Below are 23,568 nucleotides of genomic sequence, written 5' to 3'. Positions count from 1 at the left end.
AGGTGGAGTCGACCTCGGTGGTGAGCGCGAACGCGGCCCTGTTCCGGCCAGTGCGCGCCGGGAACGCCTTCGAGGAGACCGTCGAGCGGCTGTTGCAGGCGATCCGGCTCGGAGTCGTCGGCGCGGGGGACCGGTTGCCCTCCGAACGCGAGCTGGCCGAGCGGCTCGGGGTGAGCCGCGTGACCTTGCGGGAGGCGATCCGCGCGCTGGCTGACGCGGGGTACGTCGAGTCGCGGCGCGGGCGGTACGGCGGCACGTTCGTGAACGAGAAACTGCCGGAGCCCGCGGAGCGCGCGATTGGGCAGGTGGACCCGGCCGGACTGGAAGACGCGTTGTGCCTGCGGCATGTGCTCGAGACCGGTGCCGCGGAGGCGGCCGCGGCGCGCACGTTGAGCCCGGCTGACCGGCAGCATCTCACCGGCACGCTCGCGGAAGCGTCCGCGGCCAGTCTCGCCGATTACCGGCGCAAGGATTCGCGGCTGCACCTGGCGATCGCCGAGGTCACTGCGTCCGCGTCGCTGACCAGCACGGTCGCGGACGCGCGGACGCGAGTCAACCAGTTGCTCGACCGGATTCCGCTGCTCGAACCCAATCTGGAGCATTCGAACGCGCAGCACGAGGCGATCGTCGACGCGATCCTGGCCGGCGATCCGGTCGCCGCCCGGCAGGCGATGGCCGAGCACATCGAGGGCACCGCGTCGTTGCTGCGCGCGTTCCTCTCGTGAGCAATTCACGGACTCGGCAGAACCTTGTCACTGGTTCAGTCGTCCTTCCTTCGTGGAGCCAGCCCCGGAGAGTGACCAATCCGCCCGTCGCACGTGGCGCCGCATCCGCAAGGGTGCCTACTACCTGACCGGATTCGCGGTCGGCGTGCCGCTGCTCGCGTTCTGGATCGCGTACCTGCTGCTGGACGTCCGCAGCCCGCAGGACGTCCTCGCCTCGCTCGGCAAAACCGTCACGCTGAAGTACGCCGACGGCAGCGAACTGCTGCGCGTCGTGCCCCCGGGCGGCGACCGGCGGTTCGTGCCGTTCGACCAGATCCCGCAGAAGCTGCGCGACGCCATCGTCGCCACCGAGGACCCGACCTTCTGGGCCAACTCCGGTTTCGACCCGACCGGGATCGGCCGCGCGTTCCTGACCGGCGTCGGCGGCGGGTCCGGGATCACCCAGCAGTACATCAAGAAATCGACCGGCGACGAGGATTCGACGCTCTGCCGGAAAATGCAGGAACTCGTGCTCGCCACGAAAATCACCCAGCAGCAGAGCAAGGAACAGATCTTCGAGAGCTACGCCAACATCATTTCCTTCGGCCGCAACACTTTCGGTCCGGCCGCGGCGATGAACGCGTTTTTCGGCCGCCCGCTCGACAACAGCATCACCTGGAGCGAGGCCGCGTTCCTGGCCGGGATGATCCAGTCGCCGTCGGTGCACGATCCGGCGGTGTCCGGCGACGAGCACGCGGCGAAGCGCTGGCGGTACGTGCGGGACAAGCTGGTCGAACGCGGGTATGTGAAGAACGCTGACGGCATGGCTTATCCGGGCGCGGAAATCAAGCCGCCCGCGGAGACGCGCGTGAGCCTGAACTACGGCCAGTACCACCTCAAGCAGCGAGTGATTGCCGAACTGGAAACGGCGGGATTCTCGCTTTCCCGGTTGCAGCAAGGGAATCTTACCGTCCAGACCACGCTGGACCCAGGGTTGCAGGCCGCCGCGCACGCCGCGCTGAGCGACCGGTTGAAGGGTGAGCCAGCAGAGTTTCGCGGTGCGCTGGTCGCCGTCGATCCGACGAACGGCGCGGTGCGCGCGTACGACGGCGGCAACAACGGCGTCCGGGACTATGCCGCAACGGGGCACGCGCTCGGCTCGGCGTTCTATCCGTTCACCGCGGCGGCCGGGTTGAAGAACGGGATGTCGCTGGACGAGAAAGTGGCTGCTCCCCGGGAAATTCAGTACCTCGGCGAGAAGTTCGACTATCCGCCGAAGTGCCCGCAGCCCTGCACCTTGCGCAGCGCCTTGACCTCCGGCGCGGACACGCCGTTCATCTCGGTCTCCAAGAAGATCGGCGTCGACGAGGTGAGCGCGGCGGCCCGTGCGGCGGGGATTCCGGACGAGGTGGACGGCACGCCGACTATGCGCGAACAGGACGGCGTCACGATTGGCTCGGGCATCGTCGTCGGCCGGTATCCGATGCGGCCGCTCGACGTGGCCGGTGCATACGCGACGTACGCCGCCAACGGGATGCACGCGGCGGTGCACCTGGTGGACAAGGTCCTCGATCGGTCGGGGAAAGTCGTGTGGCAGCACGAAAACCAGCCGGTTTCCGCAGTTCCGGAGACCGTGGCACAGGACGTGACTTCGGCGTTGCGGACGAGGCTGCCAGACGGTCGCGCGGCGGCTCTGCGCACCGGCGAGTTCGAACGCGGCAATTCACGCGACAACCAGGACGCCTGGGCGGTCGGCTACACCCCGCAGCTGGCGACGGCGGTGTGGCTGGGGTCCGACGACGACCGCCGGCTGATCGACGCGGAGGGCAAGAAGGTGACCGGTTCGTCGGTGCCCGCGGACGTGTGGCGGTCCTTCATGGCCCGCCGCTGAGGTCAGGCTGCCCGGCGGCTGACCTTCGGGATCACCATCGGGCTTCCGCTCTCCGGGCACTCCATCACCCGGCACGGCAGCTCGAAGATCCGCTCGACGTTCTCCGCCGTCACGACCTCTTCCGGCGTCCCGGTGGCCAGCACCTTCCCGTCGCGCATCGCGATCAGGTGCGTCGCGTACCGGGCCGCGTGGTTGAGATCGTGCAGCACCGCGACGAGGGTGCGGCCCTGCTCGCTGTGCAGCGTCGCGCACAGGTCGAGGATGTCGAGCTGGTGCGCGATGTCCAGGTACGTCGTCGGCTCGTCGAGCAGCAGCAGGTCGGTCTGCTGCGCCAGCGCCATGGCCATCCAGACGCGCTGGCGCTGCCCGCCGGACAGCTCGTCGACCATCCGCTCGGCGAGGTCGTCGACGCCGGTCGCGCGCATCGAATCGGCGACCACCTTCGCGTCCTCGCGGGACCATTGGCGCAGCAGTTTCTGGTGCGGGTAGCGGCCGCGCGCGACCAGGTCGGACACGGTGATCCCGTCCGGCGCGATCGAGCTTTGCGGCAGCAGGCCGAGCCGTCGCGCGACCTCCTTCGCTCCGTAGCTGGAGATCACCTCGCCGTCGAGGTACACCGAGCCCTCGCGCGGCTTCAGCATTCGCGCGAGCGCGCGCAGCAGCGTCGTCTTGCCGCAGGCGTTGGGGCCGACGATGACGGTGAACGACTTGTCCGGGATGACCACGCCGAGCCGTTCGGCGACCGTGCGGCCGTCGTAGGCCAGCGTCAGGTCCTCAGCGTGCAGTCGGGTCTCTTCGCTCGTCAGTGCCACACAGGTAAGGCTAACCTAGTGACCCTCGTTCGGGGAGTTCCGCGGGTCGCATGAGCGACCAGTGACCGGCCGGTGCCATGATGCGTCCGGGAGAATCCCGGCAGAGCGAGGGTGGGATGGACGACTACCGCGTCGTCGCGGACGAACTCGCCGCCGACATCGAGGCCGGTCGGCTGCGCCCCGGCGATCGGCTGCCGCCGCAGCGCCGTTTCGCGCGCGACCGCGGCATCGCCGGCTCCACCGCGGCCCGCGTGTACGGCGAACTCGTCCGCCGCGGCCTGGCGATCGGCGAGGTCGGCCGGGGCACCTTCGTGCGCGCGGCGAAGCCCGGTCCCGAACCGGCGCTGTCCGAACCCGGCGGCGCGCGCGTGGACCTCGAACTGAACTTCGCCGTGCTGCCGAGCCAATCGGCCAAGCTGGCGCAAGCACTCGAACCCGTCCTGCGCGCGGACGTCTTCACCGACGCACTGCATCCGCTCGGCGCGGCCGGCACCAGAGCGGTCCGCGAGGCGGCAGTCACGATGCTCGCGCGCGGCGCCTGGACGCCGGACCCGGAATCGGTGCTGGTCGCGGGAAACGGACGGCAGGGCATCGCGGCCGCGCTCGCGGCGTTCGTGCCGACCGGCGAGCGGCTGGCGGTCGAATCTCTGACGTATCCGGTGGTCAAAGCCGTGGCGACCCGGCTCGGCATCGAGCTGGTGCCGATCGAGACCGACGTGCACGGCCTGGTCCCGGCCGCGCTCGCGGCGAGCGCTCCGGTGCGGGCGCTGTACGTCCAGCCGACCCTCCACAACCCGCTCGGCACCACGATGCCGCCGCAGCGTCGCGCCGAACTGGCGGAGACCGTCCGGAGGCTGGACCTGCCGGTGGTCGAGGACGGCATCTACACCTTCCTCCGCCCCGACACCGAACCGCTTGCCGCGCTGATGCCGGAGCGGACGGTTTTCGTGGACAGCCTGTCGAAACGCGTCGCGCCCGGGCTCACCGCCGGGTTCCTCGTGGTGCCGCCGCCGTGGGTTCCGCGGCTGGCGAGCGCGATCCGGTCCGGCGGGTGGGCGGCGTCGCGGTTTTCCGTGGAGGCAGCGCGGCGGTGGATCACCGGTGGCGTGCTGACGGAGGTCGAAGCGGCGAAGCGCGCCGACGCCGGGGTACGGGCGAGGATCGTGGCGGACCGGCTGGCGGGCTTCCAGGTGTACGGCGACGCCTCGGCTTACCACCGGTGGTGGGTGCTGCCGGACCAGTGGCGGGCCGAGACCTTCGTGGCTGCCGCTGCCCGCCGGGGGATCGCGTTGTCCCCGGCGGCGGCGTTCTCAGTGGTGCCGGGGCACGCGCCGAACGCGGTACGGATCGCGGTGTCCGCGCCTTCGGAGGCGACGCTGGCGAGCGCGCTGGACGTGCTGGCCGGGCTGGCGAGCGGTTCGCCGGACGACACGCTGGTGGACTCGTGAGTGGCTATCGCGGTTAGAACCGCGATAGCCACTCACGACGTCCTTAAGCCTTCCGTCGCCACGCGAGTCGTGTGAGCGTCCCCGCGACCGCCGCCGGAGCGGGCTGCCGGGGCCGCTTTTTGGCTTCTGGCGCGGATTCCGGCATTACCCGGTACACGAGGTGCGCCGCGAATCGCGCGAGGTCCGGCATGGCCAGCGAGGCCAGTTCCGCGGCCCGGCCCTCGGGCAGGCTCAGGATCTGCGGCCGCCGCTCGATCGCCTTCACCACCAGCGCCGCGGCGCGTTCCGGCGAACTCGCGGGCAGCCCGCGGTACGACCCGGTCGGCGCGATCATGTCCGTGCGCACCAACGGCATCCGGACCGAGGAGAACGTGACGCCGTCGGACAGCGTCTCGCGCCCGGCGGTCAGGCCGAACTCCTCGAGCGCGGCTTTCGAAGCCAGGTAAGCGGAAAAGCGCGGGGTGTCGGTCTGCAGGCCCTGCGTGGTGACGTTCACGATGTGGCCGAACCGGCGTTCCGTCATCGACGGCAGCAGGCCGAGGATCAGCCGCACCGGGCCGAAGTAGTTGATGGCCATGGTGCGTTCGTAGTCGTGGAAGCGTTCCGTCGACAGCTGTACCGAGCGTCGGATGGAGCGTCCGGCGTTGTTCACCAAGACGTCCACCGCACCGTGGTCGGCGAGGACTGCCTTCACGAGACTGTCCACCGCGTCGCCGTCAGTGAGGTCGCACGGGTACGCCGCTGCTTCGCCGCCAGCTGCGGTGATTTCGCTACGCACGTCTTCGAGTTCTTCGGCACGGCGCGCGACGAGAAGCACCTTCGCACCGCGACGCGCGACAGCGAGTGCACTGGCGCGGCCGATACCGGACGACGCCCCGGTAACGAGGACAACGCGCCCTTTAAGGCCTGGACGGCGAGCGTGATCTGGATCGAGATGTGTCCGCCAGTAGCGGTACAGCGGTTCGGCGTAGTCGCGAAGCTCGGGAAGGTGGACGCCGCTGCCGTACAGCTCCGAAGTGGTGCGCGCGGTGTCGAACTCCACCTCCATGTTCAGGTGGGGGAGTACTTCGAGCGGGATTCCCAGCTCTGTCAACACTGCGGCGCGCGTTGCCCGTCCAGTGGGCAGGCGGTCCACAGCGGTCGCGAGGCGAGACGCTGTGCTGCGAAGCAAGCCTGACGGCACCGTCCTGCGTACGCGCGGCGCTCCGGCGACGCGGGCGAAGGCGTTGTAGACCTCGTGCAGCTTCTGCGGTCGCGGCGAAGCGAGGTGGTACGTACTGCCCGAAGGCGCTTCGCGGTGCATGAGGTTTTCCATCGCGGCGACGACGTAGTCGACCGGGACGAGGTTGGTGGCCCCGAGCTCGGGCGCGACGAGCGGCAGTTGCTTCGGCAGCGCGGCGAGGCGCGAGATCGCGGGCAGGAAGTAGTACGGGCCGTCGATCTTGTCCATCTCGCCGGTGCGCGAATCGCCGACGACCGCCGAAGGCCGGTAGACGCGGAACGGCACGTCGGATTGGGCGCGAACCAGCTTCTCGGCCTCGAACTTCGTCGCGTGATACGGAGAACTGAAGGACTGGCCGAGGTCGAAGTCGGCTTCGGTGAACCGCCCGGCGTGATCGCCCGCGACGGCGATGGACGAAACGTGGTGCAGCAGCCGCGCGCCGGCGGCCGCGGCGAAGGCGAGAAGGTTCCGGGTGCCGTCGACGTTCGCGGCCCGGTTCGCCGCGTCGTCGGCGGTGAAGTCGTAGATCGCACCGAGGTGGACGACGTGGTCGACCCCGTCGTAGCCGGTCGGGTCGAGGCCGAGCAGCGGTTCGGTGAGGTCGCCGACGGCGGGGACCAGGCGGTCGGCGTTCGGCCAGTCCCGCGCGAGCGCGGCCAGGCGGTCGCGCGAGGTGTTGCGGACGAGCACGTGGACGGCGGTCGTGTCCCGCCGCGCGAGCAACCGGGCGACCAGGCGCTTCCCGAGGAAGCCCGTCGCGCCCGTGACGAAGTAGGTGGTCATGGCCGGCACCTTTCGGGGGTCTGCGGGTGCCGACTCTACCTACTCATGAGTAGGAACGGTAGTTGTCAGTCGGTGCCGGTGCGTCGCGCCGACGTCGCGGTGGCCACCACGGCGTCGCGCAGGGCCGCGCGCAGCCGCCCGACCTCCAGCGGCCCCAGCACGGCCGCCTCTCCCGGCGGCGCGACCAGGACGACTTTGTCGTCGCTGCTCACGAACACCGTCACGTCGCGCCGCCTGCCCGCCAGATCCCGGCAGCCGACCGTCCACTCGTTCCGCACCGCACTGTCGTCCCGCCCTGCCACGGCACTCGCCCTCCGATCACGTACTGCCCGTGTCCTTCGTGCGGGGGTGGGACCGAGCCTTCCGCGGCGTCTTACGCCGGTTCACCCGAATTGCCTACTGGCCGGTTTTCCACCGGGTGTGACCGGCCGCATACCGGAGTAGCGTCGGCGACCGCACGCCGCGGCACTCAGGAGGACGGATGTCGGAACCTCGGAAAATCGTCGTCGTCGGATCCGGACTGGCGGGCGCCACTGCGGCGGCGACAGTGCGAGAACGCGGTTTCGACGGCGAGATTCTGCTGCTCGGAGCCGATACGCACCGGCCGTACGAACTGCCGCCGCTGTCGAAAGCGGTGCTGCTCGGCAACGCCGACGAACCCGACTGGGTGCGCGACGAGGGCTACTGGACCGAGCACGACATCCAGCTGCTCTCCGGCACCATCGCGACGCGGGTCGAGCTGGGCGCACGCCTGGTCCTCGACGACGCTGGTGGCGAACACCGCTACGACCGTCTGGTCTTAGCGACCGGCTCGCGTCCGCGGACGTTGAAGGTGCCCGGTGGCGACCTGCCCGGCCTCTACACGCTTCGCACTCTCGACGATGCACTGCGGCTGCGAGAGGCCTTTACGGCGGCGAAGCGCGTACTGATCGTTGGCGCGGGCTGGATTGGCACCGAAGCCGCCGCAGCCGCGCGTACGCACGGTGCCGAAGTGACTGTGGTCGCTCCGGAGAAGCTGCCGCTCGCGAACGTCGTCGGCGACGAGGTTGCCGGAGCGTTCTACCGTCTGCACGAAGAGCACGGTGTGCAGTGGCGTCTCGGCGAAGGCGTCGCAGCGATCACCGGTGACACGGCGGCGACCGGTGTTCGACTGTCGAGCGGCGAAGAGCTGTACGCCGACGTTGTGCTTATCGCGGTCGGTGCGGCCCCTAGCGTCGAGCTGGCGCACGCCGCTGGCCTGGAGCTGGCAGACGACGGCGGCGTCGATGTCGACGCTGGTCTGCGTACTGCGGCACCCGATGTGTACGCGATCGGCGACATTGCTTCGCAGTTCCATCCGCGCTACGGCCGCCGCGTACGCGTCGAGCACTGGGCGACAGCGCGTACGCAGGGTGAGCATGTGGCGGCCAACCTCTTCGGGGCGAACGAGCCGTACTTGAACAGCCCGTACTTCTTCACCGACCAATACGACCCCGATCGCGGCGGCCCGGCGATCGGCTGCGAATACCGCGGCCTGCCCGTCCTGGACCGGGATCGCGTCGTCGTGCGCGGCGACCTCGCGGGCTACGACTTCACCGCGTTCTGGGTGACCCCGGACAACGAGGTTTCGGCCGCGATGAACGTCAACCAGTGGGACGACGGAGACGCGCTGCAGAAGCTGGTCGACGAACGCATCGCGGTCACCGACGACCAGCTGCGGAGCGGGAATCTCGCCGATTTGGGCTGACCGCCAGCGTCGCGAACGACAGCAGGGCGAGCACCCCGAACCCGGCCATCACCGCGGTCATCGGAACCGCCGTGCCGGATCCGCCGAGGCCGACCAGCGGCGTCGCGATCCCGCCGACCGCGAACTGCAGCACGCCCAGCAGCGCGGACGCCGATCCCGCCGTGCGCGCGTGCGCGGCGAGAGCGAGCGAACTGGCGTTCGGGTTGATGATTCCGATACAGGAAACCATGAGCAGCAACGGAATCAGCAACGCTGGCAACGGCAGTCGCAGGACCGCGGCGGTCAGCGTCGCAAGGCCGGAGAGCGTCGACACGGTCAGTCCCGTCCGCAGGAGCGTGCGTTCGGGGAACCGGCCGACGAGCCATCCGTTCAGCTGTCCGGCGAGCACGATGCCGACGCCGTTGAGCCCGAAGACGATGCTGTATTCCTGCGGGCTCAGGCGGTAAACGTCCTGCAGCGCGAACGAGGAACCCGAGATGTACGCGAACAGTGCGGCGAAGTTCAGCCCTGCGGTGAGCGCGTAGCCGAGGAATGTGCGGTCGGTGAGCAGCCGCCCGTACGTGCGAAGCACCCCGCCCAGCCGCGCCGGATGCCGACGCTCGACGGGCAGCGGCTCCGGAAGCGCGAACGTGACCGCGCTGAGCAGCAATGCGCCGAACGCGGTGAGGACGACGAAGACGCCACGCCAGGACGTGAAGGTGAGCAATTGCCCGCCGATGACCGGAGCGAGGATCGGCGCGAGGCCGTTGACGAGCAGGAGAAGCGAGAAGAACTTCGTCATCGCGGTGCCGGTGTAGAGGTCGCGGACGGTCGCGCGGGCGATCACGATCCCGGCCGCCGCGCCGAGCGCCTGGACACTCCGCGCGGCGATCAGCAGTTCGACGCCCGGGCTCGCCGCCGCCGCAACCGACCCGGCGAGGTACAGCCCCAGCCCGACCAGCAACGGCCGCCGCCTGCCGAAGGCATCCGACAACGGCCCGGCGACGATCTGCCCGATCGCGAGCCCGACGACGAACGCGGTGAGCGTCAGCTGGACGGTGGTGTCGGAGGCCTGGAAATCGCCCGCCATCCGGGGGAGGGCGGGGAGGTACATGTCGATGGAGAGCGGGCCGAAGGCGGAGAGGCCGCCGAGAATGAGGAGACGTCGGATCTTGCCCCGGCCGAGGTGCTCGGGGAGGGTGGCGGGGTGTTCCGTGCTGGACTGGGCGGCGGAGTGCTCGGCCGTCGAACGATCCGAGGTGGGGTGGTCCGCCGCGGAATGCTCGTCGGCAGGCGGAGGCGCGTTGCCTGCCAAAGGATCTTCCCAGTCAGCGGCACACGAATCGATGGTCGCTCTGTCCGCGTCGCCCGGAACCCGCTCGTCCTCCGCGCCTCCAGTGCGGTCCGAACTCGGCCTTCCCGCGTGCTCTTCGCCGCCGGGCGAACCGCCAGTCGTCGCCCGCCCGTCTGGTCCCGTTGCCTCTCCTGGGCTCATCCGCGCCGCACCGTCCCCTCCGTCGCGGCGGGATTTCCCCGCCAGGACGAGTGTCCGTTATCCGCCCGCCGACCCGGTGATCGGATCAATTTCCGCACCAAATCCCGTCACCCTCTAGATCTGCCGCCCTCCGGTGCGCTATACATCGGATGTATCGCGAAGACGGTGTCGAGAGAGGGGTTCGTCCGTGCGGTTTGTGCGTCTCGGGGCAGCGGGGGCTGAGCGTCCGTTCGTCCGTGCCGGTGACGGCACCCTCCACGACCTCTCCGGGGTCACGCCGGACATCGACGGCGCGTTCCTCGCCGGCGACGGGCCGGCGAAGGCCGCGCGGGCGCTCGAAGCCGGTGAACTGCCGGTCGCCGACGGGGCCGGGCTGCGGGTCGGCGCGCCGATCGCCGCGCCGGGAAAGATCGTCTGCATCGGCATGAACTACCGCCGTCACGCTGAGGAAACCGGCGCGCCGGTGCCGACCGAACCCGTGCTGTTCATGAAGGCGCCCGACGTGATGGTCGGACCGTTCGACGAGGTGCTCGTCCCGCGCGGCTCCACGGCCACGGACTGGGAGGTCGAACTCGGTGTCGTCATCGGGAAAACCGCCCGCTACCTGGAAAGCGCGGACGAGGCGCTGGCGCACGTCGCCGGGTATGTCGTGTCCAACGACGTTTCCGAGCGCGATTTCCAGCTGAACCGCGGCGGCCAGTGGGACAAGGGCAAGAACTGCGAGACCTTCAACCCGCTCGGCCCGGAACTGGTGACCGCCGACGAGATCCCGGACCCGCAGGCGCTCGGCCTGCGCACGTGGGTCAACGGCGCGAAGGTGCAGGACTCGTCCACAAAGGACATGGTGTTCACCGTCGCCGAGATCATCCATTACCTGAGCCAGTTCATGGTGCTGCGCCCCGGCGACCTGATCAACACCGGCACCCCGGAGGGCGTCGCGCTCGGGCAGCCCGAGCCGAAGCCGTACCTGCGCGCGGGCGACGTCGTCGAGTTGGAGATCGACGGCCTCGGCAAGCAGCGCCAGACCCTCGGGCAGGCCTGAGATGGCGAAAATCGTGGCCATGGAGGTCCGGGACGTCCGCTTCCCGACGTCGCGCGACCTCGACGGTTCGGACGCGATGAACCCGGATCCGGACTATTCGGCGGCCTACGTCGAACTGCACACCGACGCCGGACCGGACGGTTACGGCCTCGCGTTCACCATCGGCCGCGGCAACGACGTGCAGGCCGCCGCGATCCGCGCGCTGGCACCGCATGTCGTCGGACGCGATGTGCCGGAGGACGCGGAAGCGCTCGGCGCGCTCTCGCGGGCATTGGTCGGCGACTCGCAGTTTCGGTGGCTGGGCCCGGAAAAGGGTGTGTCGCACATGGCGATCGGCGCGATCGTCAACGCCGCGTGGGACCTCGCCGCACGGCGTGCCGGGCTGCCGCTCTGGAAGTTCGCGTCCCGGATGACCCCGGAGGAGCTGGTGTCCCTTGTGGACTTCCGCTATCTCTCCGACGCGCTGACCGAAGAGGAAGCGCTCGACATTCTCCGCGCCGCCGAACCGGGGAAGGCCGAGCGGATCGCGAAGCTCGAGGCCGAGGGTTACCGCGCTTACAGCACATCGGCGGGCTGGCTCGGCTATTCCGACGCGAAACTGGTGCGGCTGGCCGAACAGGCTGTAGCCGACGGGTTTGAGATGATCAAACTGAAGGTCGGCGGGAATCTCGAGGACGATGTCCGGCGGATGAAGCTGGCCCGCGAGACTGTCGGCGCGGATATCCGGATCGCGGTCGACGCGAATCAGCGCTGGGATGTCGCGACGGCGGTGTCGTGGATGACCGCGCTGGCCCCGTTCGATCCGTATTGGATTGAAGAGCCGACCTCGCCGGACGACGTTCTTGGCCACGCGGCCATCGCGAAGGCACTCGCACCGATCAAGGTCGCCACCGGTGAACACGTGCAGAACCGCGTGGTGTTCAAGCAATTGCTGCAGGCCGGTTCGATCGACGTGCTGCAACTGGACGCCGCGCGCGTCGGCGGAGTGAACGAGAATCTCGCGATCCTGTTGCTGGCAGCCAAATTCGGCGTTCCGGTGTGTCCGCACGCCGGCGGGGTCGGGTTGTGCGAGCTGGTGCGTCATCTGTCCATGTTCGACTTCGTGGCCGTGTCCGGTTTGGACGAAGACCGTTCGATCGAATGGGTCGACCACTTGCACGATCACTTCACCGACCCGGCCGTCGTGCGCGGCGGCCGCTACCTCGCCCCGACCGCACCGGGCTTTTCCGCGCGCATGCACGACGCTACGCTGCGCCGGTTCAGCTTCCCGGACGGTCCTGAATGGACGGAGAACGCGCAGTGAGCGAATTCGACGGCCTGGTCGCCGCGGTCACCGGCGGCGCTTCGGGCATCGGCCTGGCCACGGCGAACCTGCTGGCCCAGCGCGGCGCGCGGGTGGCCGTGCTCGACCTCAAGACCGACGAGGTGCCCGAGCCGCTGGCCGGATTCCGCTGTGACGTGACGTCCGACGCCGAGGTCCGCGCCGCCGTCGACGCGGTGGCCGAACGCTTCGGCCGGCTCGACATCCTGGTCAACAACGCGGGGATCGGCGCGCAGGGCGACGTCACCGCGAATGACGACGACGAATGGCATCGCGCGTACGACGTGAACGTGGTCGGCATGGTGCGCACGGCCCGGGCTGCGTTGCCGCACTTGAAAAACTCGCCCGCGGCAGCGGTCGTGAACACCTGCTCGATCGCCGCTTGGGCCGGGTTGCCCGCGCGGGCGCTGTACTCGGCAACGAAGGGCGCGGTGCTGTCGCTGACCCTCGCGATGGCCACCGACCACTTGCCGGACCGGATCCGCGTCAACTGCGTGTGCCCCGGCACCGCGGACACGCCGTGGGTCGGCAGGCTGCTCGACACCGCCGCGGACCCGTCGGCCGAGCGGAAGGCGCTCGCCGCCCGCCAGCCGATGGGAAGGCTGGTGACCGCGGACGAGGTCGCGAACGCGATCGCGTACCTGGCCAGCCCGCTTTCGGCATCGACTACCGGCACCGCGCTCGCGGTGGACGGCGGCATGTACGGCCTGCGCCCGCGCGGACCCGTGCAGAACTGATCTGCTCAGCCAACAAGGCCTGTCATCAAGGAGGATGCGGTGCGTACGAAGGTGATCCGGCTGGCCGCCGCGGTGGCCGCCTGCGGTTTGGTGCTCGGCGCGTGCGGGTCCACTAAGGACAAACCGGCGGCAGCGGCCGGCGCGGGCGGCACCGGCAAGGTCGGGGCGACGCTGCCCCTGCTGACCTCGCCGTTCTGGCAGGCCTACAACAAATACGTGCCGCAGATGGCGAAGGAGCAGGGGCTCGACGCACTGCCCACGGTGAACGCCGACAGCGACCCGGCGAAGCTCATCACGGACATCGGCACGCTGCTCAGCCAGGGTGTGAAGGGGCTCGTCGTCACGCCGCTCGACTCGGCCGCGGTCGTCGCCGGGCTGAAGCAGGCCGAAAACAAGGGCGTCCCGGTGGTCGCGGTGGACGTCGCGCCGGAGAGCGGCAAGGTCGCGATGGTGGTCCGCGCGGACAACAAGGCGTACGGAACCAAGGCGTGCGACGAAATCGGCAAGCGCGTGAAGAGCGGCAAGGTCGTGCAGGTGATGGGCGACCTCGCGTCGGTCAACGGCCGCGACCGCTCGGCGGCGTTCCGCGAGTGCATGAAGCAGAAGTACCCGGACGTCAAGGTGCTCGAGGTCGCCGCCGAATGGAAGGCGGACAAGGCGTCGTCCGGTTTGGACAGTCTGCTGACCGCGAACCCGGACGTCAAGGGCGTGTACATGCAGGCGGGCGGCGTCTATCTCGCGCCGACCGAGCAGGCGCTCAAGCGCAAGAACCTGTTCTTCCCGGTCGGCGACCCGAAGCACGTGGTGCTGGTGAGCAACGACGGCATTCCGCAGGAGCTCGCCGCGATCCGCAACGGCGAACTGGACGCAACGGTTTCGCAGCCCGCGGACGCCTACGCCAAGTACGGCATGTACTGGCTCAAGAAGGCGATGGCGGGCGAGACGTTCAAACCGGGCCCGACCGACCACGACTCCACGATTGTCGAGATCAGCCCCGGCATCCTGGAAGACCAGCTGCCCGCGCCGGTCGTGACCAAGGACAACGTGGACGACAAAGCTTTGTGGGGTAACAACCTGTGAGCGCGCCGGTAGTGCAGGCGGACGGCGTCGGGAAGCGGTACGGGCCCACCGTGGCGCTTCAGGACGTCAGCCTCACCGTGCGGCCCGGCGAGTCACACGCACTCGTCGGCCGCAACGGGGCGGGCAAGTCCACGCTCGTGTCCATCCTCACTGGACTGTCCGAAACGGACACCGGCAGCGTTTCCTTCGGCGGCGAACCGGCGCCTTCCTTGTCCAAACAGGACGACTGGAAGGCGCGCGTGGCGTGCGTCTACCAGCACGCGATGGTGGTGCCGCAGCTGACCGTCGCGGAGAACCTGTTCCTGAACCGGCAGGCCGGGGGCGGATTCGCGATCGGCTGGAAAAAGCTTCGCCGGCAGGCGCGGGAGCTGCTGGACTCGTGGGACGTCCGCGTCGATGTGGACACTCCGGCGGGCGAACTGTCCGTTGAGGACCGTCAGTTCGTCGAGATCGCCCGCGCGTTGAGTTACGGTGCGCGGTTCATCGTGCTGGACGAGCCGACCGCGCAGCTGGACAGCCAGGCCATCGAGCGGCTTTTCGAGCGCATGCGGCAGATGCAGGAGAACGGCGTCACCTTTCTGTTCATCTCGCACCACCTGCACGAGGTTTACGAGGTGTGCCAAGCGGTTACGGTCCTGCGCGACGCTCGGCACGTGCTCACCGCCCCGTCGAGGAGGTCAGCCGCGCGGCGCTGGTCGACGCGATGACGGGGGAGCAGGGCGGCCTCGCCGTCCGCGACGCAGCGACCCGCGACCCGCTCGCGGTAGACGCCGAAGAGGTGCTCGCCGTGGACGGCCTGTCCGGCGACGGCTTCCACGACGTCTCCCTGCGGGTCCACCGCGGCGAGGTGGTGGGGCTCGCCGGCAGCAACGCGAGCGGCAAGCACCAGGTGGCCGAGACGGTCTACGGTCTGCGCGCGCCCACCTCCGGAACCGTTTCGGTGAACGGAAAACGCCTGCCACCCGGTGACATTCCCGCCGCCCTGCGCGCAGGCATCGGCTGTGTCCCCCGGGACCGGCACCACGAAGGTCTCGTGCTGGAACACTCCATTATGGACAACGCGACCCTCTCCGTGCTCGATCGCATGGGCCGCGGCGGCCTGGCGTCTCCGAAGGTTCGCCGCGAACGCGGGTCACGTGCCCTGACCGCCTACGACATCGTGGCGGCCGGCCCGGACCAGCCCGTTTCCGATCTCTCCGGCGGGAACCAGCAGAAAGTCGTGCTCGCCAGGGCGCTGGAGAGCGATCCGCGCGTGGTGGTGCTGATCAACCCGACCGCGGGCGTGGACGTGAAGTCGAAGGAGGCCCTGCTCGCGGTCGTGGACCGGGTGCGGGCCGAGGGGAAGGCGGTGCTGCTCGTGAGCGACGAGCTGGACGATCTGCGCCTGGCCGACCGGGTGCTCGTGCTGCGCGCCGGCGAGGTGGCCGCTGTTCACCGGGCCGGCTGGTCCGACGGGGATCTGGTGGCGGATATCGAAGGAGTCGGGCTCCATGACTGACCTGATGAGCGACCCGCAGACGGCGCTGCCCGCGGTGCGGGCGAAGCGCCGGAAGTCGGCGTGGCTGCGCGAACTGGCGCTGCTGCCCGCGCTCGTGGTGGTGTTCGTGATCGGCGGGCTGATCAGCGACACGTTCTTCACCTTCGACAACATCATCAGCATCCTCTCCGCGGCGGCCGCGCTGTCTCTGGTCGTGCTCGGCGAATCGCTCGTGCTGCTGACCGGCAAGTTCGACCTGTCGCTGGAATCCACGATGGGCATCGCCCCCGCGATCGGCGCGATGCTGGTCATTCCGGCGGCGTCCTCCGGCTTCGGCACGCAATGGCCCTCGGTGCTCGGCCTGGTGGCGATCCCGCTGGTGGGCGCCCTGATCGGCTTCGTGAACGGTTTCCTGATCGTGAAGCTGAAGCTGAACGCGTTCATCGTGACGCTGGCGATGCTGACGGTCCTGCGCGGCACCCAGATCGGTACGACGAACGGCAAGACGCTGTTCGACCAGCTCGACGCGTTCACCGCTCTGGCGACGACGACGTTCGCCGGTCTCCCGATGTCGGTCTGGCTCGCGGCGGTGCTGTTCGTGGTCTTCGGGCTGGGCCTGCGCTACCACCGAGTCGGCCGCTCGCTCTACGCAATCGGCGGCAACCGCGAAGCCGCTCGGGCCGCGGGCATCCGGGTGGACCGGATCTCGTGGGCGGTGTTCGTGGTGGCCGGAGTCCTGGCAGCCATCGGCGGCCTCGCGTACACCGGCTATGTCGGTGCCCTAGGTGCCGACCAAGGCGACGGCTTGATCCTGCAGGTCTTCGCCGCAGCGGTCATCGGCGGCGTTTCACTGGACGGCGGCCGGGGCACGTTGGTCGGGGCACTGACCGGGGTGCTGTTGCTGCAGTCGGTGGACAGTCTGCTGCGCATCGCCCAGGTCCCCGCGGAATGGCTGAAGGCGATTTACGGGGGGATCATCTTGATCGCGTTGATCATCAGCCGGTACGCCGGTGGAAAGCCCCAGACCTGACCGGTGGAGGTTCGGTGATCATCCGACCTTCTCGGTGCGGGGGCTCGGTGGATGGCGGGTCGGCTGGTTCGCTGGCTGGTCGTTGGGCTCGCGGGGCCGGTCCGGTGGATTTGGTGGATGGCCGGTCAGCAGGCTCGGTGCCTGACCCCTCGGCTGGTTCGCTGGTTGGCCGGTCGTCCGGCGCGGTTGCCTCGGTTGGCTTGGTGGGTGGCCGGTCGGCTGGTTCGTTGGCTGGCCATTGGCCTCGCAGGATCGGTCCGGGCGGCTTGGTAGCTGGCTGGTCGGTTGGTTCGGTGCCTGCCCCGTCGGTTGGTTCGCTGGCTGGCGGGGTTGGCACGGTGAGCTTGGTGTGTAGTTGGCCGGCTGGCTCGGTGGTTGGCCGGTTGCCTGGCCGGTTGTCTCGTGCCGTTGGTCCGGGCGGCTCGATGGCAGGTGCGGTGCATGGTTCGGCGGGGAAGTACGTGAAGGGGCCCCTCATGGACTTCGAGTCTCTCGGCTCTTCCCGCGCCGGGCGCGCCGCCGTCGTCGCCCGCGTTGTTGCAGTCGGCCGTGCCGCCACCTTTACCTGTGCCGTCACTCCCAGTTGCACCGCATTGACTTCCGCCGCGTCCTCTGTCTCCGCTGCTTCCGGTGCGGTGAGGGAAACCTTCACCGCACCAGAGCCGGAGTTACTGAACGGTCCCTTCATCCCGCAGGTCGGCGAACGAGTTCCCGCCGCGTCGTCCGAGCGCGCGCGACGGGTCCGTTCACCTTTTCCGGTTCGGAGATTGACGGTGCCCGGCCTGCCGCCTGCGCGAAAGTCCTCCTCGCTCCGGCCAAAGGTGCGCGATGGGTCCCTTCGCTTCGGCCACCATGGTGTGAGGGGTCCCCTCACTCTTGCCGTGGAGGCGCGAAAGTCCCCCTCGCGCCAACCGGATAGCAGCGAAGGGGCCCTTCACTCCTACCCGCAAGGAATGAAGGGACCCTTCACTGCAAGGAGCGGCTCAGGAACCGACGCCGCGGTCCAATCAGGAAGCAGCGGGCTCGGCCTCATCGCCAGACGTGTCGTCTTCCACCAGGGTGCTTCGCAGCCACTGTTCCACTCCGGCGACGTGCACCGTCGCCCACGAGCGGGCCAGTTCTGGTTCCCGCGCGGCGATCGCGTCGTAGATCGCCGCGTGTTGTTCCCGGGTTCGGGCTACCGCGCCTTCCTGGGTGAGGCCGCGCCAAATCCGGGCTCGCGCGGTCGGACCGGAGAGGCTGTCGAGCAGCGAGCACAGCACCGGATTGCCCGAGCCGTCCGCGATTTTGCGGTGGAACTGCAGATCGTTGGCGACGAGCGCCTCGACGGTCGGCGATTCGTCCAGCTCACCGAGCAGCGCGCCGAGTTCGGCGACGTCCTCGTCGCGCATGTGCAGCGCCGCCAGTGCGGTGGCCGCGGGCTCCAGGATCCGCCGCACGGCAAGGAAATCGAGCACGGTGTCGTCGCGGTGAAAGTCGACGACGAAGGTCATCGCGTCGAGCAGCAGGTTCGGTTCCAGGCTGGTGACGTACGTGCCGTCGCCCTGGCGCACGTCCAGCACCCGGATCAGGCACAGCGCCTTCACCGCTTCCCGCAGCGAACTGCGGGAAAGCCCCAGCCGCTGCGCGAGCTCGGCCTCCTTGGGGAGCCGGTCGCCCGGGGCGAGCTCGCCCGAGATGATCATGTCCTTGATCTTGTCGATCGCGACATCGGTGACGGGCATCGGGACCGCCCTCCCTGCAGAGACCTCGGATGTTTACCCCCTACAGCGTGCCACGACTCCTGTCAGGAGGAACGATGACCCACGGCCCGGCGCCGCAAACGGTCGCCTTGCGCACCCGGCTCAAGCCCGGAATGGAGAAAATCTACGAGGAGGTGCACGCGGTCATCCCGCAGGACCTGGACGCCGCCCTGCGCCGAGCCGGCGTGCGGTCGTGGCGGATCTGGCGCGACGGGCTCGACCTGTTCCACTTCGTCGAGGTGGACGATTTCGAGGACATGCGTGCGAAACTCGCCGACGACCCGGCCGACATCGCATGGCAGAAGCGGATCAACGAACTGCTCGACCTCGACCGTTCCGACGTCGCCCACGGCCTCGGACTGGTCTGGCAACTCCCGGCGGAGGCATGACCGTGGACCTTCCTCCGCTGGGACTCGGCGGCGCGCAACTGGGCAACCTCTACCACGCGGTGCCGGACGAAATCGCCGCGGCGAGCGTGCGGCGGGCGTGGGACGAGGGAATCCGCTATTTCGACACCGCGCCGCACTATGGGCTGGGACTGTCCGAACGCAGGCTCGGAGCCGCGCTGGCGGCGTATCCGCGCGCCGAATACGTCCTGTCCACGAAAGTCGGACGAGTGCTGGAACCGCGCGCGGCGGCCCCCGGGGAACGCGACGACCAGGGCTTCGACGTTCCTGCGACCTACCGCCGCCGCTGGGATTTCAGTCGCGACGGGGTGGTGCGTTCGCTGGAATCAAGCCTGAACCGGCTGGGGCTCGACCGCATCGATCTCGTGTACGTGCACGACCCGGACGAGCATTTCGAGGAAGCTGTTTCGGGCGCGTTTCCGGCGTTGCTGGAGTTGCGGGAGCAGGGCGTCGTGGGGGCCATCGGAGCCGGGATGAACCAGGCGCCGATGCTGGCCGAATTCGTGCGCCGGTTCGACCTCGACCACGTCCTGATGGCCGGTCGCTACACCTTGCTGAACCAGCCGGCGTTGGACGAGTTGTTGCCGCTGTGCGCCGAACGCGGTGTCGGCGTCGTGGCCGGTGGGGTGTTCAACGGCGGAATCCTCGCCACAGAACAACCCGGCACTATTTACGATTACGCGACCGCACCCGCGGATCTCGTGGAAAAAGCGCAGCAGATCGCGGAAATCTGTGCGCGACACGGTGTTTCGCTGCCAGAGGCCGCGCTCGCGTTGCCGCGCACGCATCCGGCCGTGGTGTCGGTGGTCGTCGGCGCGCACGACGCCGAGCAGGTGTCGCTGAACGTTCGCCGGGCAGCGGCGAATATCCCGGCCGTCCTGTGGGACGACCTCGCCGACGCCGGCCTGCTGCGGCCGGCCGCCCGCCCCGTCGTGTCCGGAGGAGCCCAGTGATCGACTCGCACCATCACCTGTGGGATCCGGCGCGCCGCGAGTACCCGTGGATGTCCGGCGACGCGCTGGCCCCGATCCGCAAGCCGTACACCGTCGACCATCTGCGCGCGGTGACCACCGCGGCGGGCGTCCATGCCACCGTGCTGGTGCAGACCGTCTCGGACCAGGCGGAAACCGAGGAGTTCCTCGCCACGGCCGCGTCCGAACCGCTGGTGGCCGGTGTCGTCGGCTGGGTCGACCTCGCCGCACCGGATGTGGCGGACCAGCTCGCCCGGCTGCGCGAACTGGGTCCGCTGGTCGGCATCCGGCACCAGGTCGAGGACGAACCGGACCCGGATTGGCTGCTGCGTCCGGAAATCCTGCGCGGCCTGACCGCGGTCGGCGCGGCGGGCCTCGTCTACGACCTGCTCGTGGCACCGGCACAGCTCGCCGCCGCCCGGCACGTCGCCGAACGCTTGCCAGACCTTCGGCTGGTGCTGGACCACGCCGCGAAACCTGGCATCGCAGCCGGCGAATGGCAGCCGTGGGCGGATGGCGTGGCCTCGCTGGCCGCGCACGACAACGTGCACTGCAAGCTGTCCGGCTTGGTGACGGAAGCCGACTGGCGCGAATGGCAGGTGGACCATCTGCGCCGCTACGCAGACCACGTTTTCGAGTCGTTCGGCGCGAACCGGGTCATGTTCGGCTCCGACTGGCCAGTGTGCGAACTGGCGGCAGCGTACGAAGTCGTACTGGACGCGGCGGTGTCGCTGACCGGTGTGCTGAGCGACCCGGAACGGCTGGAGGTCTTCGAGCGCACGGCGGCACGCGTGTATGAACTGAGCTGAGAGATGCGGCGGGCTGAATCCAGAGTGCCGTGCGAAACAGAGCCTGTCGACCTATTCGGCGCTCCGCGGCGGCGTTCCAGCCGTTCGAGTGACCAAACGGCTCAGAAGTCCTGGCCCCGCACCATCTCGCGGAGCTTGGACAGCGCGCGGTGCTGCGTGACGCGGACGTTGCCAGCCGAAATGCCCAGCGTTTCCGCCGTCTCGTTCGCGCTGAGGCCGACGACGATGCGCAGCGCCAGGATCTCCTGCTGCAGCGGCGCGAGACGGGTGAGCAGCTCCTGCAGACGGCTGCCGAGGTCGAGGCGCAGCGCGTGCGATTCCGGCTCGTTGCCGCCGGAAAGCGGGTGTTCCGGAAGCTCGGGCACCGGCTCGGACCGGTCGCGCGCGACGGCGCGATAGGCGTCGGCGACCTTGTTGGCCGCGATCGCGTGCACCAGGTAGAGGAACGAACCGCCGCGGTCCTGGTAGTCGGGAAGGGCCTTGAGAACGGCCATGCAGACGTCCTGCGCGACGTCGTCGGCGGCGAGATAGGAAAGGTCGCGGCCGCCCATCCGGGCCCGGCAGTAACGGGCGACAACGGGGCGGAGCACGTGTAACAGGTCGGCGATCGCGGCTTGATCGCCCTTTCCCGCGGCGCGTACGAGCGGGTCGAGGTCTTCTTTGGTCAGGCGTCCACCGGACCGGGGCAGCGTCGCAGGGCTCACGTAGCCCGCGACGCCGGACACCGCAGTACGGGACGTCTTTGACGGTGCTGTCATGGTCGTCTCCCCGGCAACCCTGTGACCGTCGCTGTCTTGGGGTCAACACTCTGTGATGTTGCGGTCGCAAGTACTCCGATCGAACGGGGGGAGCACTGCGACCGTTGCGACGCTCCGTAACCTTAAGCGGCCGGAGGCCGACCGTCCACATTTCAACTACGAATACCCCGTTAGCAGCAGTGGTCTTGACACAAACGAGACCAGCCGACGCACAGTACGAATGCGGCCTCGCAGCATGTGCGGATGTCCGATTTCGTGCATCACGAAGAGTGATAGACGGGTAGCGCAACCGAGAGTGGTCGCACTGCGGGTAGAACGGGTTCCACTACCGTTGGTGATCTTGTAACGCGTCCGCTCGCCGAGTCCGCGCGAAAACCCACCATCGCAGAACGGCGAACCGGACGACCCCGCCGACGAAGCTGGCCGCGAGCAGCGCGGCGGTTTGCTGCCCGGCCGACGGATGCGTGACCACGGCGTCGAGGGCCGCGAGGACCAGCGATCCGTAGCCGGCGTAGAAGGCGAAAGTGACGAGATCCTGAAGATGCCGCTTGCTCGCGCGGCTGGTCCGGTTGGCGAAGGTGACGCGCCGGTGGAACTCGGTGTTGCCGGCCGTCGTGATCGCGAGCGCGACGAGATTCGCCCATTGCGCGCCGATTTCCGGACGGAAGGCGAGGAAGAGGACGGCCTGCAGCCCGGTGGTCACGACTCCGGCGGCCAGGTACCAGGCAGCATGACCACCCATTTCGCGGCGGCGGGCGATGCGGTCGCCGGGGTGGTTTGGCCGATTGTCGGCGACGTCCGCAGGTGCTGGGTTCGCGGGGGACACGTCGTGGGCGGGTCCGGCTTCCAGAGCCGCCGCGGTTCGTGGCTGGTGGGCGGCTGCAGCGGTGGTGGTGTTGGCGGGCTTTGACGGCAACAGCTCAGGGTCGGTCGCCGCTTCATGGCGAGCTTCGTTCGGATTCGCCGTTGAGTGGCGACCGGCGCGTTCATCGGTGGCGGCGTCCGGTCGTGACAGCTCAGCGTCACCGGTTGCTGGCAGCGGGCGACGGGCGTTCGCGGGGGCATTCAAGCGATGACGGGCGATTTCGGATGGTGCCAACTGGCCGTCGCTGGTTGCCGATTCGTGGCGATTCGCGTCCGCGTCGCTTAGCTGGTCGTGACTGACGGCCCCGTCCCGGGGGACTGGCGGCAGCGAGGGTGCAGAGGCAGTTGCCGTTCCGTGGCGATCGACGCTTGCGTCGGCTGGCAGGGGGCGGCGGGAGCTGCCGCCTTCGGGCTTCGACGGCAACTGGTCAGCGTCCAGATCGGTCGTTCCCCGGCTGTCAGCGCTCGGATTTGCCGCTGAGCGGCGACGGGCATTCTCTCCACGGCGGTCGGCGGCGTCGGAGAGGTCGTGGCGAGTGTCGATCTCGTCGGGGAGCGCGGCCAGCTCGTTGTCGGCTGCGCGATGCTGGCCCACAGTCGCATCGAAGCCCGGGGAACGATCGCTTGAAGGCTCGTCGAGCGTGCGGAAATCCGGCAGCGCGTCATCACCGACTGGGGCGCTGCTGGCTTTGCGCCGGGGACGGATTCCGATCCGGCCGCGCGGCTTCCACCGGGTGGTGGTCATAGTTCCGACGCTAGCTCCGCTTCGCCCGCTGATGCCCTAGCCGGCCGTCGGAAACCCTGTGATTCCGACGACAGCCGTTCGGCCCGTTTCACTCGATGCCGCCTCGGGTAGCTCACCACGAACAACCGGACTTTCGGGAGGTGCCCGTGAGCGATCCCGGTGACGACACTCTTCGCGAGAGTCAAGCACCCGGTGCTGACGGCTCTCCGGTCGCCCCGTTTCGCGCGTCCGGCTCGAGAGGCGCGGCTGCTTCCGGCGAGGTCCGGGAGAGTCAGCGGGCGGGGGACGAGCCCGAGGTGCGGCCGCCGGTGGCCGGCGAGCAGGGATCGGTCGATGCCGTCGCCGAGTCTGGCAACGGAGGCGAAGCCGAACCGGGGTCACTCGACTCGACTGGGGCCGGCTGGCCCCCGGTGTCGCCACAGGGCGAACGGGTCGACCACGGCGGCTGCACGGTCGCCGACGCGATCCGGTCGGCCATGGCCCGAAGATCGTGATCTCAAACGTATTTGTGACAGGTTCCACCGT

19 protein-coding genes and 1 pseudogene are annotated in these 23,568 nt (G+C 69.1%); 13 read left to right on the top strand and 7 right to left on the bottom strand.

What is annotated here, in order from left to right; all coding sequences use genetic code 11:
- Positions 1 to 2: 2 nt before the first annotated feature.
- Positions 3 to 725 carry a FadR/GntR family transcriptional regulator gene (locus tag ATK30_RS09300; RefSeq protein WP_167441871.1) on the top strand — a complete coding sequence of 241 codons (723 nt, stop codon included), beginning with the start codon at positions 3 to 5 and terminating at the stop codon, positions 723 to 725.
- Between the two features lie 52 nt (positions 726 to 777).
- Positions 778 to 2,595, top strand: coding sequence for a transglycosylase domain-containing protein (locus ATK30_RS09295; RefSeq protein WP_101435233.1), 1,818 nt, complete (start codon positions 778 to 780; stop codon positions 2,593 to 2,595).
- A gap of 2 nt (positions 2,596 to 2,597) precedes the next feature.
- Here ATK30_RS09295 and ATK30_RS09290 read toward each other — a convergent pair whose 3' ends face one another.
- Positions 2,598 to 3,407, bottom strand: a complete 810-nt coding sequence (locus ATK30_RS09290; protein ID WP_101435232.1) for an ABC transporter ATP-binding protein — start codon at positions 3,405 to 3,407, stop codon at positions 2,598 to 2,600.
- A gap of 116 nt (positions 3,408 to 3,523) precedes the next feature.
- Here ATK30_RS09290 and ATK30_RS09285 point away from each other — a divergent pair, with 116 nt between their 5' ends.
- On the top strand, positions 3,524 to 4,855 hold the full coding sequence (locus ATK30_RS09285) for an aminotransferase-like domain-containing protein (RefSeq protein WP_101435231.1): 1,332 nt from the start codon (positions 3,524 to 3,526) through the stop codon (positions 4,853 to 4,855).
- A gap of 43 nt (positions 4,856 to 4,898) precedes the next feature.
- On the opposite strand, the gene ATK30_RS09280 is transcribed toward ATK30_RS09285, so the two are convergent.
- Together ATK30_RS09280 and ATK30_RS09275 are read right to left on the bottom strand one after the other, a co-directional pair.
- Complete coding sequence (locus ATK30_RS09280) at positions 4,899 to 6,860, bottom strand: SDR family oxidoreductase (RefSeq protein ID WP_101435230.1); 1,962 nt, start codon at positions 6,858 to 6,860, stop codon at positions 4,899 to 4,901.
- A gap of 65 nt (positions 6,861 to 6,925) precedes the next feature.
- Entirely contained in the window at positions 6,926 to 7,162 is a 237-nt protein-coding gene (locus ATK30_RS09275) for a hypothetical protein (protein WP_244194566.1), read from the bottom strand.
- A gap of 179 nt (positions 7,163 to 7,341) precedes the next feature.
- On the opposite strand from ATK30_RS09275, the gene ATK30_RS09270 reads away from it, so the two are divergent.
- The gene (locus tag ATK30_RS09270) at positions 7,342 to 8,586 is read left to right on the top strand and encodes an NAD(P)/FAD-dependent oxidoreductase (protein WP_101435229.1); all 1,245 of its coding nucleotides are present in this window, start codon (positions 7,342 to 7,344) and stop codon (positions 8,584 to 8,586) included.
- Here the strand turns inward: ATK30_RS09270 and ATK30_RS09265 are convergent.
- Positions 8,540 to 10,060 carry a multidrug effflux MFS transporter gene (locus ATK30_RS09265; protein ID WP_244194565.1) on the bottom strand — a complete coding sequence of 507 codons (1,521 nt, stop codon included), beginning with the start codon at positions 10,058 to 10,060 and terminating at the stop codon, positions 8,540 to 8,542. The two genes, ATK30_RS09270 and ATK30_RS09265, sit on opposite strands and share 47 nt — an antisense overlap.
- Before the next feature lie 187 nt (positions 10,061 to 10,247).
- Here ATK30_RS09265 and ATK30_RS09260 point away from each other — a divergent pair, with 187 nt between their 5' ends.
- From ATK30_RS09260 to ATK30_RS09235, 6 genes and pseudogenes are all read left to right on the top strand, one after another.
- The gene (locus ATK30_RS09260) at positions 10,248 to 11,102 is read left to right on the top strand and encodes a fumarylacetoacetate hydrolase family protein (RefSeq protein WP_101435228.1); all 855 of its coding nucleotides are present in this window, start codon (positions 10,248 to 10,250) and stop codon (positions 11,100 to 11,102) included.
- 1 nt (position 11,103) lies between these two features.
- Positions 11,104 to 12,405, top strand: a complete 1,302-nt coding sequence (locus ATK30_RS09255) for an enolase C-terminal domain-like protein (RefSeq protein WP_101435227.1) — start codon at positions 11,104 to 11,106, stop codon at positions 12,403 to 12,405.
- Entirely contained in the window at positions 12,402 to 13,160 is a 759-nt protein-coding gene (locus ATK30_RS09250; RefSeq protein ID WP_101435226.1) for an SDR family NAD(P)-dependent oxidoreductase, read from the top strand. Before ATK30_RS09255 ends, ATK30_RS09250 begins: the two co-directional genes overlap by 4 nt.
- A 39-nt stretch (positions 13,161 to 13,199) precedes the next feature.
- Positions 13,200 to 14,240: a sugar ABC transporter substrate-binding protein gene (locus ATK30_RS09245; protein WP_167441870.1), complete on the top strand. Its 1,041-nt coding sequence runs from the start codon at positions 13,200 to 13,202 to the stop codon at positions 14,238 to 14,240.
- Positions 14,237 to 15,738, top strand: a pseudogene (locus ATK30_RS47660) (sugar ABC transporter ATP-binding protein). Before ATK30_RS09245 ends, ATK30_RS47660 begins: the two are co-directional and overlap by 4 nt.
- Positions 15,731 to 16,747, top strand: coding sequence for an ABC transporter permease (locus ATK30_RS09235; protein WP_101435225.1), 1,017 nt, complete (start codon positions 15,731 to 15,733; stop codon positions 16,745 to 16,747). The pseudogene ATK30_RS47660 and the gene ATK30_RS09235 overlap by 8 nt, the downstream one beginning before the upstream one ends.
- Positions 16,748 to 17,754: 1,007 nt before the next feature.
- Here the strand turns inward: ATK30_RS09235 and ATK30_RS09230 are convergent.
- Positions 17,755 to 18,471 carry a FadR/GntR family transcriptional regulator gene (locus ATK30_RS09230; RefSeq protein ID WP_101435224.1) on the bottom strand — a complete coding sequence of 239 codons (717 nt, stop codon included), beginning with the start codon at positions 18,469 to 18,471 and terminating at the stop codon, positions 17,755 to 17,757.
- A 74-nt stretch (positions 18,472 to 18,545) separates the two neighbouring features.
- On the opposite strand from ATK30_RS09230, the gene ATK30_RS09225 reads away from it, so the two are divergent.
- The 3 genes from ATK30_RS09225 to ATK30_RS09215 are packed head-to-tail and all read left to right on the top strand — an operon-like array spanning position 18,546 to position 20,676.
- Complete coding sequence (locus ATK30_RS09225; RefSeq protein ID WP_101435223.1) at positions 18,546 to 18,878, top strand: L-rhamnose mutarotase; 333 nt, start codon at positions 18,546 to 18,548, stop codon at positions 18,876 to 18,878.
- Positions 18,875 to 19,849 (top strand): aldo/keto reductase, encoded by a 975-nt coding sequence (locus ATK30_RS09220; RefSeq protein ID WP_101435222.1) that lies wholly within the window; start codon positions 18,875 to 18,877, stop codon positions 19,847 to 19,849. The genes ATK30_RS09225 and ATK30_RS09220 overlap by 4 nt, the downstream gene beginning before the upstream one ends.
- Complete coding sequence (locus ATK30_RS09215) at positions 19,846 to 20,676, top strand: amidohydrolase family protein (RefSeq protein WP_101435221.1); 831 nt, start codon at positions 19,846 to 19,848, stop codon at positions 20,674 to 20,676. Before ATK30_RS09220 ends, ATK30_RS09215 begins: the two co-directional genes overlap by 4 nt.
- A gap of 101 nt (positions 20,677 to 20,777) precedes the next feature.
- Here the strand turns inward: ATK30_RS09215 and shbA are convergent, their stop codons facing one another.
- Both shbA and ATK30_RS47655 read right to left on the bottom strand, forming a co-directional pair.
- Entirely contained in the window at positions 20,778 to 21,434 is a 657-nt protein-coding gene (gene shbA, locus ATK30_RS09210) for an RNA polymerase sigma factor ShbA (RefSeq protein WP_167441869.1), read from the bottom strand.
- A gap of 325 nt (positions 21,435 to 21,759) precedes the next feature.
- On the bottom strand, positions 21,760 to 22,176 hold the full coding sequence (locus ATK30_RS47655; RefSeq protein WP_101435220.1) for a GtrA family protein: 417 nt from the start codon (positions 22,174 to 22,176) through the stop codon (positions 21,760 to 21,762).
- Positions 22,177 to 23,568: the final 1,392 nt, after the last annotated feature.

This window comes from Amycolatopsis echigonensis, assembly GCF_002846615.1.
Taxonomy (GTDB): Bacteria; Actinomycetota; Actinomycetes; order Mycobacteriales; family Pseudonocardiaceae; genus Amycolatopsis; species Amycolatopsis echigonensis.
This window is presented reverse-complemented; position numbering and strand designations above follow the sequence as displayed.